Below are 16,282 nucleotides of genomic sequence, written 5' to 3'. Positions count from 1 at the left end.
CATGGTTGAGGTAGTGGTGGGTGTTGATGGGGGTGCAACTAAGACTGAGGCGGCTGTGATTTCGTACAGCGGCGAATTAATGGCTATTGGGCAGGCAGGCCCCTCAAACCCAGCGGCATTACCCATTAACGAGGTCTGCGGCAACTTAACCACAAGCATACTGAACGCCATAACTAAGGTAGGCAGCGGCGTTAATGTTGCAGTGTTAAGCATATCCATGGCCGGCTACATTGGTGGTGCATGGAACAGTGAAATTAGGGGTTGCCTACTCAGGGGGCTTGGGGATTACCTAAGGGGTGCTAGGATATATCTAACGGAGGATATTGAAGCAGCGCACGCCTCAGCCTTCCTGACTGGTGACGGTGTCGTCGGTATATTGGGCACGGGCAGCAACTTCTACGGGAAGTACATGGGTAGGAGGGCTAGGGTTGGGGGTTGGGGGCACCTGATAGATGATGAGGGTGGGGCATACCACATAGGGGCCATGGGCCTATCAGCCGTGGTTAGGTCATATGACGGTAGGCTTGGGGAGACTAGCCTAGTTAAGTGCGCCCTCCAACAGTACTCGGCATCCACGGTGGAGGAGTTGGTTACGAGGATATACACGGCTAAGGATGTTAAGGGTTCCATAGCCTCCTTCGCCAGGTGCGTCTTTGAGGCTGCTAGGAATGGCGACAGGGAGGCCCTAGCCATACTTAGGAGGGAGACCGAGGAGGTTGCCCTAGCCCTAGCCACGGTTATCAGGAGGCTTAATGCCCCCGAACTACCAGTGGCCCTAATGGGTGGTACGTACACGGCTAATAGGGACCTTTGGAAGCCGATGATTGAGGGTGAGTTGGGTAGGCTAATGGGTAGGGTTGTTTCAATTGGGGAACAGTTGATAAGGCAGTCATGCGCAGCATCAATAATACCGCTTAATGCGGGTGAGAGGTTCGGTGAAAATTACCTAACTAGGCTTGTTGAGACATGCCGGGTCCAATCCTAACTAAGTAATGTAGACCCCCTCAGCTTTGGTTAAGGAGTGGCTAATCCGCTTAACACTTTTAAATGCCCTGAATCGTGATTAAGCAATGGTCGAGTATAAGGTTAGGGATGCGTCATTGGCGGCTAAGGGTAGGCTCCAGGTTGAGTGGGCTGAGATGCACATGCCGGTCCTAATGAGCATAAGGGAGAGGTTCAGCAGGGAGAAGCCACTTAAGGGTGTTAGGATAGCCGCTAGCCTACACGTAACCAAGGAGACCGCAGTACTGGTTAAAACACTAGCCGCAGGTGGGGCTGAGGTTTACCTAGCCCCAAGTAACCCACTTTCAACGCAGGATGACGTGGCCGCGGCGTTGGTTGAGGAGGGTATTCACGTGTATGCCTGGAAGGGCATGAGCGTGAGGGAGTATTACAACGCCATAGGATTCGCCATATCCTCCGAGCCACATATAACACTGGACGATGGGGGTGACGTGGCTGGCACCCTGCATAAACTAGCCCTTGGCATTAGCGATGAATCAACGAAATACGCCCTTGAAACGGCCGGTGTAAGGGACTATGTTAAGCTTGTTAAGAGCGTCCTAGGTGGTACCGAGGAGACCACCACGGGTGTGATTAGGTTTAGGGCTATGGAGAGGGACGGCAAGTTAATGTACCCCATAATAGCCGTAAACGACTCCTACACCAAGTACCTCTTCGACAATAGGTATGGGACTGGCCAATCAACCTGGGACGGCATAATTAGGGCAACCAACGTTTTAGTAGCGGGTAAGGTAGTGGTGGTGGCTGGCTACGGGTGGGTTGGTAGGGGTGTTGCCATGAGGGCTAGGGGGCTTGGGGCAAGGAGGGTTATTGTAACCGAGGTTAACCCGATAAGGGCCCTTGAGGCTGTCTTCGACGGATTCGAGGTCATGCCCATGAGTGAGGCGGCTGAGCTGGGTGACATATTCATAACGGCGACAGGCGACATAAGGGTCATAAGCCTCGAGCACATGCTTAAGATGAAGAATGGCGCAGTACTCGCCAACACAGGCCACTTCAACGTTGAGATTGACGTTGAGGCCCTTGAGAAGAATTCAATATCAAAGAGGGAGATTAGGCCCTTCGTGGTTGAGTACACGCTAACTAACGGTAGGAAAGTTTACCTACTGGCGGAGGGTAGGTTAGTCAACCTATCAGTGGCTGAAGGCCACCCAAGCGAGGTCATGGACATGTCCTTCAGTAACCAGGCATTGGCATCAGAGTACATACTTAGGAATGCCGGTAGGCTACAGCCAAGGGTCTACAGGCTACCCCAGGAGATTGATGAGGAGATTGCCAAGCTTAAACTGGCATCAATGGGCATTAAAATTGATACCCTAACCGAGGAGCAGGCAAGGTACATATCAAGTTGGGAATCTGGAACCTAAACCAGCTAAAAAACTTAGATGGATTAAATATTCAATTCACAGTTAGGTTACCTCCCCACTTTACTACTTAGTTAAGCATGAGACTGGGTATGGGTTAAAAAGCCCGCAATAATTAAACCAACGTGGGCTTAGCGGGGGACAGCCTAAACCTAACTGACCTAGAGAAGAAGATACTGGCCCACATCTACAAGTACGGCCCAGACACACCATGGCTCCTGGCAAGGAGACTACTGGGCTCGGCTGGTTGGAGACCAATAGTACCTGAGGATGAGGTTGAGGAAGCCTGTAGGCACCTTGTTCAACTTGGTCTACTACAGGAGTTTAGGGGGAGCCTGAAGGGTAAGGTAACCAGTTCAGTTAAACCCTGGCTTAAGGTTAAACAGCATAACCCAGAAAGGAGAGGGAGAGGCATATACTATGATTTAACTAAGCAAGGTAGGAGGGTGGCAGGTTACATATGGAAGAATGAGGTTAGAAGGATGAAGAATTTTAAATCGTCTTAGATTATTATTCTTTTAATAATTAATACAATTACAAGAACTAGAAAAATTACTGATATTATTAAGGCCATGATATTTACTATAAATACGCCAGATGATGAGGTCTCGAAGGGTAGGGTAATTAGTGATAGTAATATCAGGGTTAAGCCTATACCAATTAATGTTTTACCCAAGGTCACTTTAAATCACCCTTAACTAAGTGGCATGCTACGTAGTGGTTTGTCTCCACCTCGACTAGGTCAGGTTCTTTAACGTCACATATACCGTTTATGGCATATGGACACCTAGTATGGAACTTGCAACCAGGAGGTAAGTTAACTATACTTGGTATGTCCATACTTCTCAGATTCACCTTTTTATTCCTAGTAATATTTGGGTCAGGCTCCAATAATGCACTAAGCAATATTTGCGTATATGGGTGTAATGGCCTAGTCAATAATCTTTCTACGTCTGTTAATTCAACCATACCCCCTAGGTACATAACCGCGACTCTTCCTTCCCTCGATATGTACCTTAGGGTTGCCAAGTCATGAGTTATGTATATTATTGTCATGTTTGTCTCCTTCCTTAAGTCAAGTAGAAGTCTAAGAATTCCTATTCTTTGTGATACATCGATCATAGATACAGGTTCATCTGCGATTAAAACCTTTGGCCTTACGCTCATTATTCTAGCCAATGCAACCCTCTGCCTTTGCCCACCTGATAATTGATGAGGATACCTATACATGAAGTCCGATGGTGGCGTTAACCCAACCATTCTTAACAGCTCCATAACTTCTTCTTCGACATTACTCGGATCAACTATCTTATGTTTAATCAATGGTCTGGAAAGTATTGTATAGACTGTTTGAACTGGGTTAAGTGATGAAAATGGGTCTTGGTGTAGATATTGAACCTCTCTCCTAAATGTAAGAAATTCATCCTTAGTCATAGCTGATATATCCTTGCCCTTATATAGTATCTTCCCTGATGTAGGCTTAATTAACCCTGCAATTACCTTTCCAAGCGTTGTCTTTCCGCAACCACTTTCTCCCACTAAGCCAAGTGTTTCACCATCATATATAATTAGATTGATGTTTCTTAGAACATTTACAAGTACTTTCGTGAATAATCCACCTATTCTAAAGGATACATATACATTCATTAATTTTATCAATTCTTTACCCATATTGATCACCTTGTTTCATACTTAAAGCATGCTACTAGGTGCCCTCTGTTTACCTCTTTAAGGGAAGGTTCATTAATTGTGCATATGTCCATGGCAAAGGGGCATCTTGGATGAAAACTGCACCCAGAAGGTGGGTTAACTAGGTCGGGTGGTTCACCAGGTATGGAGTATAGTTCAGCCTCACCTCTTAGCTTAGGAACAGCCTTTAATAATCCTTGTGTATATGGATGAAGTGCATTATAGAATATTGACTCTACATCACCCACTTCCATGATCTTACCAGCATACATAACTACCACCCTATTAGCTACTTCAGCAACAACACCTATATCGTGTGTTATGACTATTATAGTTACGTTGAACATCCTCATTATATCTTTCAGGTTCTGTAGAATAATCTTCTGAGAAACCACGTCAAGTGATGAAGTAGGTTCATCCATTATTATTATCGCTGGGTTTAATATGAGTGCTAATGAAATCATCACCCTCTGCTTCATACCACCCGATAACTGATGAGGATAACTATTCAGTACCCTATCAGGATCAAGCAAAGTCACCTTCAACACTTCCCTAGCCTTTCTAACAATTTCCTCCTTACTTGCATCAGGATTATGCGCCTTAACGGTTTCTGTGAAATGGTCCTTTATCTTAAGTACTGGATTAAGGGAATTCATTGCACCTTGAGGGACAAAGGCTATCTTTTCCCATAGGTAACGCCTAAACTCATCGTAATTCATAGTTAAAAGATCCACTTTATTGCCGTCATCATAAAATATTATTGATCCACTTACAATCCTTGCGTTATTGGGTAATTGCCTAATTATGGCTAGTGCAAGTGTTGTCTTTCCGCTGCCACTTTCACCAACAATACCTAATGCCTCATTCCTATATATATCAAGGTTGATGTTCCTTAAGGCGTTTACATACCCTCTTCTACTCCTGTATTTTACTGTTAGATTTCTTATACTTAAAATAAGTTCACTATTACTCACCGGTTCTCACCCTGGGGTTAAATATTACCTCAAGTGCCCTTGAGAATAAAAGTAGCCCGAGTTGCAAAAAGACTATGGCTCCTATAGGAGCCATAATATACATAAATGTCCTTTTGTTATATATTGTTCCAAAAGCCCATGCTTGATATAGCATAATACCCCAGTTATTACTTTCAAATGGAATTATACCTAAGTATGCCAGACTAGTTACTATGTAAATTGCATATACAGCGTTTAACACTACATTAATGAGTATGTATGGGAGTATATTAGGTATTAAATCATACACTATGATCTCTAAGGAATTAAATCCAAGTAGCCTTGACGCTTCCACGAAGTCTCTCTCCTTAAGTGACAAGAATTGAGACCTAAAGGCACGTGCAGCAGTTGGCCATGATAATGCCGATATTAGTAAGGCTAATGATACAATATCTAAGAATTTGACGAGAACCGCAAGAATAAGGAATAATGGAAGCTGGGGTATTGCCAGTAAGATATCAGCAAACCCCATTATAACATTATCAACATAACCGCCAAGATACCCTGCTATTGAACCCAGCAATACAGCTATGATGGTAATGAAGATACCTGTTACGAACGCTATTATAAGCATGCTTGTTGTACCATAAACTATCTTAGCGAATATATCTTCACCTTGGAAATCCGTACCAAATGGGTGTTGTAAACTTGGAGGCGCATATATGTTAGGTGACGGTGTTGGAGGTGGAATGAAAAATGGCCCAATTAACCCCATTAACACGAACACAACAAGTATTATTAACCCTGACATAGCTAACTTATCCTCAACCAATGCATGGAATGCCTCGACTAGGTTCTCCTTGGTTCTGCTTAGTGCCTTACCGTATGTTTTTCTTAAGGAGGCGCGTGCCATAGCTATCTCACCCTTATCCTAGGATCTAACAGACCATAAAGTACATCGGCTAAATAATTAGCGGCAATTACAGCTATTGTTATTATTAGGAATATACCTTGCATCACTGGGTAATCTCTCTGATTTATTGCCTGTAGTAACCTTAGTCCTATACCAGGGTAGACAAATATGCTCTCAACTAATACAGAACCACCGAATATAAAAGCCACTGCTATTGTGAAATTAGTAAATATTGGGAGAATTGCGTTACGCCCAACATATGTCGTCATTATCTTACTTTCAGGAAGGCCCCTGGCCCTAGCGACAGTTATATAATCTTCTCCCAAAACGGAAATTGTACTGCCCCTCATTAATAGTATCCAGCCACCTATAGTAGTTATAACATAGGTAAATATGGGGAATATTGCATGTTGGATTACGCTCATTATAAATGGAATATTCCAACCTGGTATAACATTGCTTGAATATGCACCTCTAAGCATACTGAACGGTACAACTCCTAAATAATCACCAAAGATTATTATTAGTAGCATCGCTATTATGTAATTGGGTACAGAGTTAAGTATTGACGATAGGATGGTTATAGTTGAATCCAATATTCCACCTCTTCTATACGCTATTGCCATGCCGATTAATATTCCAAATATGAAACTAATGAGCAGACCTGTACCTACAGTGAATACTGTCCATGGTAGATATTGGGCAATTATCTTAATTACAGGCATGCCATTCATGAACATTGACCGTCCTAAGTTACCCCTAAATACGTTTATCATGTATTCGATGTACTGTTTATATAATGGTTCGTTTAAATTAACACCAAATATTGCAGCAGCCATGGCCTTAGCTTGTTGGTAGGGCATGCTGTATGTTGTTTCAAGGTATACTATGTATAAATCAACAGGGTTACCAGGCATTAGCCTTACTATAAAGAAGGAAATTGATACCACTACTATTATTATTACGATAGCTCTTATTAATCTTAAAAAGGCATAACTTTTTAATACACTTCTTATCTTAGCGCTCATCACCTCACCTTCTTCTCATTAAAAATACGACGGCAATCACGGCAATTATTATTACTACCACTACTACGGTTATGATTAAAGTTGTACTTAGCATTTTACTTGTTACAGTTGTAGTAGTGGTTGGGGGCACAGTAGTTGTGGTAGGAGTGGTTGTAGTAGGCGATGTGGTTGTTGTAGTAGGGGATACCATTGACATTGATACCGGTAAAGTTATGGATGACCAGTGATAGCTTGAGCATGGATAAACTATTCCAAAAAGCACTTGAAGCACCACCGGGTTGTTTTGATACACTGGATTTTCCCAAAGTGGATTACTAAATGGTAACCATCCACATACACGCACGCCCTCAAGAACGGCATTGTCACCATACCTCTCCCATATCGGTATGACTGGTAGATATTGGCTGAATGCAATAGCTAACTTTGAGAATGCCTCTCTTTCCTCAGTTACATTGGTCGAGTAACCGATTTCATATATTAACTTACTAACATTGATGAGACCATTGGTGGTGTTCCATATCATGGGTAATGCCATTCCAGGTGTCCCAGTGCCAAGGTACTCGCGGGCATTGTAGGTTGCAAATAAGTCGTAATATGAGAAGAACGGTGTGGGGGCACCTGCACCCCAGCCCTGTATTGCCAACTGGAATTGCCCCTCTTCAACCAGTGTAGGTACCTCTGAGTAAGTCACTGCCTTTAAGTCTATCTTAATACCAAAGGCTGTTAATTGAGCGGCTATATTCTGTGCTGTTGCACCCCAGTCAGCAAATTCTGCAGGATAAATTAGGGTTAATTCCACAGGTTTACCATTCCAGTACCATTGGTTACCGACCTTCTTTAACCCTATACTCTCAAGCAATTGGGCAGCCTTACTTGGATTGTATACGTAGCTGCTTATTTGTCCTACTGCCCAAGACTCAATCCACGATTCAGCCGTTGACTTAGGCACACCGGTGAATTGCCATGGCACCTCAACTTTAGCGTATGGACCCAGTGATACTTGAGCAGCTTGAGTCATGTTTATTGCATATGCTATGGCCTGTCTAAATATCACATTTCTGAACAGCGGGCCATACGTTGAATCATTATAATTGAAGAATAAGGCTGGCCCAAACAACGTTGGTGGTGATGCGATGCTGTAACCAATACTCTGGAATTGTGCAGCTGACGCAGGTGGGAATCCATGAGTTGCATAATCAATCTCTTTAGCTAAAACAAGTGGTGTTATTACTGGTGTCTCACCATTATGATTCTTTAATGCATCGAATTTAACTTGGTTAGCCCATGCCGAATATGGGTTTTTAACGAGCCAATAGGTATCGGTTGTTATAGTGGCTGTATCAACATAGTATGGACCATCAGCTAAATACACCGGTGGATTCCACTTAACCAAGGCTTGTGTTAGGTTGGTCATTTGGGGTGATGTATTACTATACCCTTGATTAATAAGGTTCTGAATAGCCATACACCAGTTGCCGTACACCTTATATGGCTGTGGAGGCATCAGGTAAAGTATATCCCACTCAAGGACAATAGGTGAAGCCGGATGAACTATATGTAATACTACGGTGTAGTTATCAGGCGTATCAATTTGAGGACTAATATAGAGGAAAGCAGGGTAGCTGAACGCGTAATCTATTAGGAATGTACACTTAACATCTTGAGCAGTGAAGGGTGTTCCATCACTCCATCCATTATTCTTAATCAGATGAATTATGAAGAGTCCAGTACCATTAGGGAAGTATTGAAGAGTCCAGTTGCTAGCTAAAATAGGTATCCATGTGCTATTATACCAGATGTACTGTGCCAATGGAGGTGTAACAAGATCTTGCCAAACACCTACAGACAGAAAGTTAGTTGCCCAATAATTAAAACTATACGGCAGGACATAAGGCCATGCTATACTCATGTAGGTAGTTACTGTTACAGTCTGTTGCGCTGTGGTGACCATTTTAAATAATGATGCCGCTAAGAACGCTAAGAGTAGTAAGGGTATGCCTATTAAAAGTTTATATTTTATCCTCTTGGTATTAGTCATGTTTATGAATCTGTTTTTCCATTTATGTAGTTTACCCATAGTTTGTTACCTATCTGAGGGTTTAAAACTTTTACTATATATATGCTAAGTAGATTTATATATAGGTTATTTATGCATATTGATGGATAACCCTAGGTGAATTAATACATGTGCTTAAGCATTCCGTAAACGTTACCCCATAATACGTCGTCAGCTTTATCACCCAGCATACTACCTAGGTTAGCCAACTTATCCACGGATTCAAGACCAGTTATCACCTCGTCTGGGTACATTCCAAGGAAATCCGTTCCTATGGCTACGTGTTCCCAACCGTAGTTCTCGCCAATGTACCTAATGTTATCGATAACACCCTCTATGCTTGGCCTAGGTAACAGCGACGGTATTGCCGTAACCCCTATCACACCGCCGGTCTTGACCACAGCCTCAATCATGTCGTCGTCAAGGTTCCTGGGAGAGTCCTTGAGCCTCCTCGCATTGGCATGGCTAACTATGATTGGTTTCCTGGATATTGAAGCCACGTCCAGTACTGTCTGCTTGCTGGCGTGTGCAAGGTCAATCAACATGCCTAGTTCATTGGCTAGCTTAACCAACTCCTCCCCCTCCCCAGTCAACCCGTAATCCTTCCTGGAGTTGCATGATGCGGCGAACTTAGTGTCGTAGTTCCACGTCAGCTGAATAACCCTGAGACCGAGGTTCCTAAGAATGTAAAGGTCATAGATGTCCCTTAGGGCGTCAGTGCCCTCAAGTGCTATGACTATGTTAACCTTACCCAATGCATCGTTGGGTCCCCTAATTATCTTAACAAGCCCCCTCCTCTCGAGGTAATAGTAGAACTTCAGGTGGTCTATTACGAGGTCGAATGAGAAGTGGGTTGGGTTAGTGGCCCTACCGTACAACCTCATTATTTTATCTGCATCCTCATTCCAAGTCCTCACATGTGGATATATTGCAGCGAACACAAGAGTCTGGTCGAACTTAGCTAGCTGGGCTATGCTAGATTGAGCTGGCCCATTAATAGTATCGCTGAAGTACTGGGAAGTCCCCCATGATATGTCCTCATGAAGGTCAGCAATCCTCATGAGTTTAACACGCCAGGGAGGTTTATAAGGATAGGTGACTGCGAGTGGTTGCATCCCAGCGTCCTAATTGTGAAAGCTTTAATCCCCCGATGCATACTGTGGGTGTGCGTGGTTTAAATAGCCCTGTAGAGTATGTATTGCTGGTAACGTATGCATTGGTTTGGTCCGTGATACCACTCTATGCCCTATTTTCAACCTACATACTTTACTCAAGCGGCTTAACGCTAATGGGCATAGGCCTATTCAGCACATCCTACAACGTAGCCTCCATGATCGGCCAATACTCGCTAGGCTACCTATCAGACCTGTTGAGGAGTAGGAGGAGGCTGATTATGATTGACTTACTCGTGATGATGCTGGCTACGGTTATTCTCGAGCTGAGAACATACATAATCTACTACATGTTCACCTCAGTCATAGTTGGTTTCCTGGCGGGCGGCTTCTCGGCGCTAATGCTGGCTTCATCATCCGAGATCTCCATGGTTAAGCTGGGTAGGAGCATTAGCATTGTTAGGATTGGGGGTGCCGTGGGTTGGATTGGGGGTAGCCTGGTGATCCCACTCCTGATCCTTGATTCATCACTCAGATACGCAACCCTATTCGCCCTATTTGAGTTAACCATGGCACTGGTGATAACGGCAGCTATGCTTAAGGAGACCTACTCAGCCAGGTTCACGACAAGGCTGACGTTGGGCACCTGGTCAATCATATCGGCTTACTCGCTGATAGCCGGGTTGGTCATATCCTCAGCTTCATGGTTCCTGCCGGTTTACGTGTATGTAAGGCGTGGTTCAATATTATACCTAGGCGAGGTCATTGCCGCTGGTGCAGCCGCCGAGGTGCCGACCATGATAGCCACGGGTAGTTTATTCGACAGCAGTTCAACCTTTAGGAGGTACCTATTCATGGTTAACGGGGTGGTGTTGTCACTGGCCTTCATACTCTACTCCCAGTTACCTTTAAGTGCCTTAATCGCAGCCCAGGTCATTAGGGGCATTGGCTACGCCTTATTCATAATATCAACACCAGCCCTATTAATGAGCCTTGGTGTGGAGAGGGGTAAGGGTTCAGCGGTGTTCTTCTCAATGTTCTCCCTGGGGTCCATACTCGGTGGCCTAGTGGGTGGCGCGTTGTCAACGATCATAGGCGTTAGGTACCTGTTCATCGTCCTATCACTAACTTTTCTAACCGTCTCCATGCTCATGAACATGGTGTTCATGGGTAGGGTTAAGGTTGTTAAAAGGGCGATTTAACCATAAGCAATTAACGTCACCTAATGTACTTTAGTAACAGCTCCCTGCTCTTCAAGACCCCTGAATCATAGCCTTCCCTACCCTCGTACTCCAGTGAAACCCAACCATTGAAGCCATGTCTCCTAAGCATGCTGAACACCCTATCGTAATCTATATCCAGGGTGTACCACACACCACCCCCGAAGTAAGTCTTGGCGTGAACCATGGCGGTGTATGGGGCTATCATCTCCAACTGCTCATATGTGTTCTCTATGAAGTTACCCATATCCATTATTGCCCTGAAGTACCTGGAATTAACACTGTTGAATAACCTAACCATATTAGTGGCGTTGCCTGAAACACCCCAGTGGTTCTCCATGCCCAGTATAATACCCAGGTCCTCTGCTGTTGGGAGTAGGCTTCTTATGGATTCCTCAACCCACCTTAAGGCATCCTCCTCCGTGTAGCCGGGTAGCGGTGGCTCCTTTCCCTTATTCTTCATTAACTCATCGAAGCTTTCAATGGTCCTCCACCTACCTGAATTAACCCTTATGATGGATGCCCCAAGTACGTAAGCCACGTTCAGCCACCTCTTAACCATCTCAACCTCCTTATCCCTAGAGCCGGTTAATGGGTTGACGAAGTTGTTGTGTATGGACACGGCGTATATGCTTAAACCAAGGTTGAAGGCCATTCTCTTAACCTCCTTAAGGTCGCTTAGGCTTAAACCCTCCAGGTGGTCCTGCAGAACCTCCACACCACTGAAGCCGTGCCTTGAGGCCTTCTCAAGGTAGTGGTTTATGGGCATCTTCTCCCTCTCGAAATGCCAGTATGAGTAGGTTGAAACACCCAGGTTCATACGCCTAGGCCTTGGTTAATCTATTTAAGTATTACTCAGTACCTCAGGCCGTGCCTCAACATTAGCAGTGACTTGGCGAACCTAGATAACACGTTAGCCAACCCCTCCGGCTTCCTCTCGCTTAACCATAGCTTAGCGTAGGTCTCTATTAAACTCCAGTAGTCGTCCTCCCTGGCCTCACCGTTAATGGCCCTTAACCCAACCTCAATCATCCTCCTTATCAGCTCCAGGTCCTCGGGCAGTTTTACGCCACTGACCTCATTTAGGATCTTGCCCCATGCATCCTTAATCGTGCCCTTAACCTCCTCACTTAAGGTGCTTAACCTGTCCAGGTACACCACGTTCTTTATGTTATCGGCAACCACGCTGCTGCCGAATAGTTCACGGGCCTTAAGTACATCCTTACCTTCACCGCTTAACCTAACCCACTTGGCCTCCCAGTCACCGGTACCCTCGGCTATCTCCATTGATGCCAGTATTAGTGGTGTTAGGTATGTGAATAGGCACTCCTCGCCATCATCACCCCAAGCCGTTATTAGGAAGCCCCCAAGCCCACTCTCCCTGGCGGCTGTCAGGAAGTTTCTGATGTTGGTTAACGCCCTTTCGAAGTTTGGGTAGAACCTGTTCCAGTTTGATAGGCCTGGGCAGGCTAGTTGATTGTTGTAGTGCCCAACCCTGCTTATCATATCCCTAAACTCCCCTACGCTCAATGGTTCATAGTTCCAATTGGCTATAATAACCTCATCCCACATCCTATCATTAATGACATTACCCCACATCGCCCTCTCCTCGCTGGGTAGGTAAACCCCGGTTAGCATGTCACCCCAAACCACGGGCACTTTACCATACCTCTTAACCATGTCGAGCAATGCCCTATAGTGGGTTAGGTATAGCTCAGGCCCCTTAAACACGAATCCAACCCTATCGAGGCTCCTACCCCTACCCAGCGACCAGGTTTCATCACCACCAATGTGGATGAACCTCGACCTACTGGTCTCCAGGACATCCTGGAGGAGCCTTAGGGCGAATGCCCTAGCCTCCTCATTACTGGCATCCAATGTGCCATCCCTCGGAACCCACCAAAGCTCCCTAAACCTACTGTACCTAGGCAGGGAGAGTATGTTCTCCATGTGGCCGAGTAACTCGAGCGATGGCACAACCTCTATGCCGTATAACTCACCGTAATTAACAATGGAGTTCCACTCCTCCTCCGTCAACCTACCCCTTGAAACACCTATATCAGGGTAACTCCTCCAGGGGTAGAGGTCCTCCAGGTATATGAAGAAGTAGTTGTATTTAAGCAGGAACAGCCACCTAATAATGCCCTTAAAGGTATCCACCCTGGGAACCCCACCCCTGGCTATGTCCAGGTGGAACCCCCTAATCTTGAAGTTAAGCTCTTCGTAAACCTCAACACTGGGCATGAAGCCCCTCCTTTGAAGCGCCAGTTGGATCATGGTTGCGTAGCAAATGGCCCTATTACCCCTAGCCTCGATTAAACCCTCTGTAACGTTAATGGTGCATCTATCACCCTCCTCCTCACTTAAATTAACTACCCAGGAACCCTTAGGGATGTTGAAGTCGAACAACATGTAATCAGGTAGGTTACTGAAGCCGTCAAACCTAAACCACCTACCTGTGAATTGCAGTTGCCTTGGCTGGGGCACTATTAAAACCTCCTCGTCAGCAGCCATGAATAACAACTGGGCTTAACCTTATTAAAATTTAAGTCCATATGAAATAAGGTGTTATTGGTTCACCGCTAAACCATGGTGGGCAGGCTTTATCTTGAACGGTGTAAATCTAAACCACTACCTAACCTCCCTACCCCCGGGCATCCATGAACCACCCCCTAAGGCGCCATCAATATTAATGGTGAGGGTATTACAGCAACCTCAATAACGTTACGTGTTATTTCCAGTCAATACGATGGGGGCAGTTATTCAGTTCACGGTTGCGGTAAAAGGGTTAATGCATGGACGCATGCGAACCACTGGTCATTAAAGGATGTACTGGAGGCGGCATTATTGCGCCGGTGGGTTAGGTCCTATCATCTGGTGGTTGGTTCCTAGTTGCATCTAGGTTTAAGGCGTATATACGCATTAGACTGGAGGCTGGTTAAGGTTTAGGATAACCTTGGCCTGCACGGTGTATGGATGAGGTGGCTGACGTGGCTCCAGCGATGCAGTGTTAGTATACTGAACCTGGTTACGCATTGCATGGTGACGTTACCCAGTGTCTTGATGTTTATCAGCCTTATGATGTTATCGGTGAGACGAAGAGCACGGTGTCACCCCTTATCACAACCATACCCCTCTTAACCGACATCTTAGGGTCTATTATCTCCTCCGCATTATCCAGCAGTAGGTTCATGTGCTGGTCGTAGTTCTTCAAAACACCCCTTATGGTTGTCCCATCCCTAAGCTTAACCAGCACCATACTCCCAACCACGGAGCCCAGTTCATCTTGAACGAACTTCATACACCTACTCGCCATAAAGCCACCCTAGTTTAGGTTTTTAATAAATTTTTGTCTCAGCTTGAACGGTAATAAGCCAGAGCCCGTACCCCCTTGATGGCTTAAACCTGGATTAGGCACGTAAGCTTTAATATCCGGTGCCTTAAGGTTGATTTAAGGGTGTGAATGATTAGGCTACATAAAGTAGCCCTAGGTGGCACATTTGACACGATTCACAGTGGACACATAATGCTACTCTACACTGCGGTTAAGCACGGCGAAAGGGTGCTTATTGGTGTTACTAGTGATGAGTTCGCGCAATCCTACAAGTCATATAGGGTTAGGCCCTTTGAGGAGAGGGTTAACCAACTGCTAATAACGTTAACCAGGGAGCTTCAGGCGGATAGGGGTAGCGTGATTATTGAGAAGATAAGTGACCCATATGGGCCCGCCATAAGCGACCCAAGCATCGACGGCATTGTTGTCAGCCCAGAAACACTACAGAGGGCATTCGAGATAAACGACATTAGGGTTAAGAATGGGTTAAACCCATTAACAATAGTATCAATACCCATAATTAAGGACGGCTACGGCATTAAACTATCCAGCACATTAATAAGAAGCAGAATGAGAAACACCAAGCAATGAAACTAAAGCAACCCCATCTACCCAGACAAGGACACACCCTCCATGAAGGTTTAAGTTCGGTGAGGTAAAAACAATGCAAGAATGAATGTCAACCGGTACCTAGAGGTCATTGAGTTTTGGACTGCTAGAGCCGTGATAATATTAATATTATCGTGACTCTATCACTCCAAAACTCAAGGTAGTCTTTCGGTCACGTAAACCATGGTAACTAGTCGATTTAAGTACCTCATACCTAAACGTAAAATTAATATTAATATCACCACGACTCTACCAGCCCAAACATTCCTAATTCAACTCCTCAGTGAGGTTCTTAAAGGGTGGAAGGACTCCATGCCCTATTAAGCCATCCATTTCACTTCTAAAGTACCTGAAGGCTGTAACGAGGTTACACTCAATGGTTGCTTGTGGTTATGAGGCGATATTTGGTTCTTTTCGCCTTTGTTTAGTGTGAGCCATCTGTATCTTTTCGGTGGTTTTGCAGCTTGATGCGGGGCTTACGGATTGAGCGTGCTTATTGAGGATGCTTTTAAGTGGGCTGAGGTGTTTAGGGGGTGCAGGAGGGGGAGGGGACTTATAGGGTTAAGCTTGAAGTAGAGAAGGATGGGTAAGCAAACTAAGGATCAAGGTGATGGAGATTAAGCTAAGAGACATTGTGAATTACATCTTGGGAAAAAGATGAGGCAAGATAACGCCCACCACAAGCATCCATAACCCACCAGTGAAGCTAATGATCTGGCGGCGAGGTGAAACCATAAGCCGCAATGAACGCCAATAAAAACCACTAGGTGAGAACGCTGAGTCACCTTTTAATTGCACACGGCTGGCAATTAGTGTTAGGCGAGTTTAATGCTTGATTACCCAAACCCAAGGCTAACCAAGGCACTACTCGGATTAACCATAACGCTAGCCACAATCCTCGGCCTAATCGTAGGCGGGGGAATACACATAGGCTACGTAACAGTAACAAAGCCACTAACCATCACATCAACAGCCACAATT

General features: G+C 45.0%; 14 protein-coding genes. 5 read left to right on the top strand and 9 right to left on the bottom strand.

Going from position 1 to position 16,282, the window contains the following annotated elements; genetic code table 11:
• Nucleotide 1: 1 nt before the first annotated feature.
• From AAX04_RS08650 to AAX04_RS08640, 3 genes are all read left to right on the top strand, one after another.
• Entirely contained in the window at nt 2-985 is a 984-nt protein-coding gene (locus AAX04_RS08650; RefSeq protein ID WP_066796961.1) for a BadF/BadG/BcrA/BcrD ATPase family protein, read from the top strand.
• 85 nt (nt 986-1,070) lie between these two features.
• Nucleotides 1,071-2,390, top strand: a complete 1,320-nt coding sequence (ahcY, locus tag AAX04_RS08645; RefSeq protein ID WP_066796959.1) for an adenosylhomocysteinase — start codon at nt 1,071-1,073, stop codon at nt 2,388-2,390.
• 122 nt (nt 2,391-2,512) lie between these two features.
• Nucleotides 2,513-2,893 (top strand): hypothetical protein, encoded by a 381-nt coding sequence (locus AAX04_RS08640; RefSeq protein ID WP_066796957.1) that lies wholly within the window; start codon nt 2,513-2,515, stop codon nt 2,891-2,893.
• 172 nt (nt 2,894-3,065) lie between these two features.
• Here AAX04_RS08640 and AAX04_RS08630 read toward each other — a convergent pair whose 3' ends face one another.
• The 6 genes from AAX04_RS08630 to AAX04_RS08605 all read right to left on the bottom strand — a co-directional run bounded on the left by AAX04_RS08630 (nt 3,066) and on the right by AAX04_RS08605 (nt 10,087).
• The gene (locus AAX04_RS08630) at nt 3,066-4,058 is read right to left on the bottom strand and encodes an ABC transporter ATP-binding protein (protein WP_066796951.1); all 993 of its coding nucleotides are present in this window, start codon (nt 4,056-4,058) and stop codon (nt 3,066-3,068) included.
• A 5-nt stretch (nt 4,059-4,063) separates the two neighbouring features.
• On the bottom strand, nt 4,064-5,050 hold the full coding sequence (locus AAX04_RS08625; RefSeq protein ID WP_238377846.1) for an ABC transporter ATP-binding protein: 987 nt from the start codon (nt 5,048-5,050) through the stop codon (nt 4,064-4,066).
• Nucleotides 5,043-5,942 (bottom strand): ABC transporter permease, encoded by a 900-nt coding sequence (locus AAX04_RS08620; protein ID WP_066796948.1) that lies wholly within the window; start codon nt 5,940-5,942, stop codon nt 5,043-5,045. The genes AAX04_RS08625 and AAX04_RS08620 overlap by 8 nt, the downstream gene beginning before the upstream one ends.
• A 2-nt stretch (nt 5,943-5,944) precedes the next feature.
• Nucleotides 5,945-6,970 (bottom strand): ABC transporter permease, encoded by a 1,026-nt coding sequence (locus AAX04_RS08615; RefSeq protein ID WP_066797003.1) that lies wholly within the window; start codon nt 6,968-6,970, stop codon nt 5,945-5,947.
• A 4-nt stretch (nt 6,971-6,974) separates the two neighbouring features.
• A complete protein-coding gene (locus tag AAX04_RS08610) occupies nt 6,975-9,047 on the bottom strand; it encodes an ABC transporter substrate-binding protein (RefSeq protein WP_066796945.1) in 2,073 nt (690 codons plus the stop codon).
• A 101-nt stretch (nt 9,048-9,148) separates the two neighbouring features.
• Nucleotides 9,149-10,087, bottom strand: coding sequence for a dipeptidase (locus AAX04_RS08605; RefSeq protein ID WP_066796942.1), 939 nt, complete (start codon nt 10,085-10,087; stop codon nt 9,149-9,151).
• Between the two features lie 104 nt (nt 10,088-10,191).
• Here AAX04_RS08605 and AAX04_RS08600 point away from each other — a divergent pair, with 104 nt between their 5' ends.
• Nucleotides 10,192-11,340: an MFS transporter gene (locus AAX04_RS08600; protein WP_162270124.1), complete on the top strand. Its 1,149-nt coding sequence runs from the start codon at nt 10,192-10,194 to the stop codon at nt 11,338-11,340.
• Between the two features lie 16 nt (nt 11,341-11,356).
• Here AAX04_RS08600 and AAX04_RS08595 read toward each other — a convergent pair whose 3' ends face one another.
• From AAX04_RS08595 to AAX04_RS08585, 3 genes are all read right to left on the bottom strand, one after another.
• Nucleotides 11,357-12,178, bottom strand: a complete 822-nt coding sequence (locus AAX04_RS08595) for a sugar phosphate isomerase/epimerase (protein WP_066796936.1) — start codon at nt 12,176-12,178, stop codon at nt 11,357-11,359.
• A gap of 35 nt (nt 12,179-12,213) precedes the next feature.
• Entirely contained in the window at nt 12,214-13,872 is a 1,659-nt protein-coding gene (locus AAX04_RS08590; RefSeq protein ID WP_066796934.1) for a beta-N-acetylhexosaminidase, read from the bottom strand.
• 562 nt (nt 13,873-14,434) lie between these two features.
• Nucleotides 14,435-14,674, bottom strand: a complete 240-nt coding sequence (locus AAX04_RS08585) for an LSm family protein (RefSeq protein WP_066796932.1) — start codon at nt 14,672-14,674, stop codon at nt 14,435-14,437.
• Between the two features lie 147 nt (nt 14,675-14,821).
• Between AAX04_RS08585 and AAX04_RS08580 the strand changes: the two genes are divergently transcribed.
• Nucleotides 14,822-15,283: a pantetheine-phosphate adenylyltransferase gene (locus tag AAX04_RS08580; protein ID WP_066796916.1), complete on the top strand. Its 462-nt coding sequence runs from the start codon at nt 14,822-14,824 to the stop codon at nt 15,281-15,283.
• Nucleotides 15,284-16,282: the final 999 nt, after the last annotated feature.

The organism is Caldivirga sp. MU80 (assembly GCF_001663375.1).
In the GTDB taxonomy this organism is placed as follows: Archaea; Thermoproteota; Thermoprotei; order Thermoproteales; family Thermocladiaceae; genus Caldivirga.
The sequence above is the reverse complement of the archived record's forward strand: the minus strand, read 5'-3'. Positions and strand labels throughout refer to the sequence as shown.

Excerpts from the sequence above, each read along its gene's own strand:
- AAX04_RS08650 (WP_066796961.1), top strand. The coding sequence starts at position 2 with ATGGTTGAGGTAGTGGTGGGTGTTGATGGGGGTGCAACTAAGACTGAG.
- ahcY (WP_066796959.1), top strand. The coding sequence starts at position 1,071 with ATGGTCGAGTATAAGGTTAGGGATGCGTCATTGGCGGCTAAGGGTAGG.
- AAX04_RS08630 (WP_066796951.1), bottom strand. The coding sequence starts at position 4,058 with ATGGGTAAAGAATTGATAAAATTAATGAATGTATATGTATCCTTTAGA.
- AAX04_RS08620 (WP_066796948.1), bottom strand. The coding sequence starts at position 5,942 with ATGGCACGCGCCTCCTTAAGAAAAACATACGGTAAGGCACTAAGCAGA.
- AAX04_RS08615 (WP_066797003.1), bottom strand. The coding sequence starts at position 6,970 with ATGAGCGCTAAGATAAGAAGTGTATTAAAAAGTTATGCCTTTTTAAGA.
- AAX04_RS08610 (WP_066796945.1), bottom strand. The coding sequence starts at position 9,047 with ATGGGTAAACTACATAAATGGAAAAACAGATTCATAAACATGACTAAT.
- AAX04_RS08605 (WP_066796942.1), bottom strand. The coding sequence starts at position 10,087 with ATGAGGATTGCTGACCTTCATGAGGACATATCATGGGGGACTTCCCAG.
- AAX04_RS08595 (WP_066796936.1), bottom strand. The coding sequence starts at position 12,178 with ATGAACCTGGGTGTTTCAACCTACTCATACTGGCATTTCGAGAGGGAG.
- AAX04_RS08590 (WP_066796934.1), bottom strand. The coding sequence starts at position 13,872 with ATGGCTGCTGACGAGGAGGTTTTAATAGTGCCCCAGCCAAGGCAACTG.
- AAX04_RS08585 (WP_066796932.1), bottom strand. The coding sequence starts at position 14,674 with ATGGCGAGTAGGTGTATGAAGTTCGTTCAAGATGAACTGGGCTCCGTG.
- AAX04_RS08580 (WP_066796916.1), top strand. The coding sequence starts at position 14,822 with ATGATTAGGCTACATAAAGTAGCCCTAGGTGGCACATTTGACACGATT.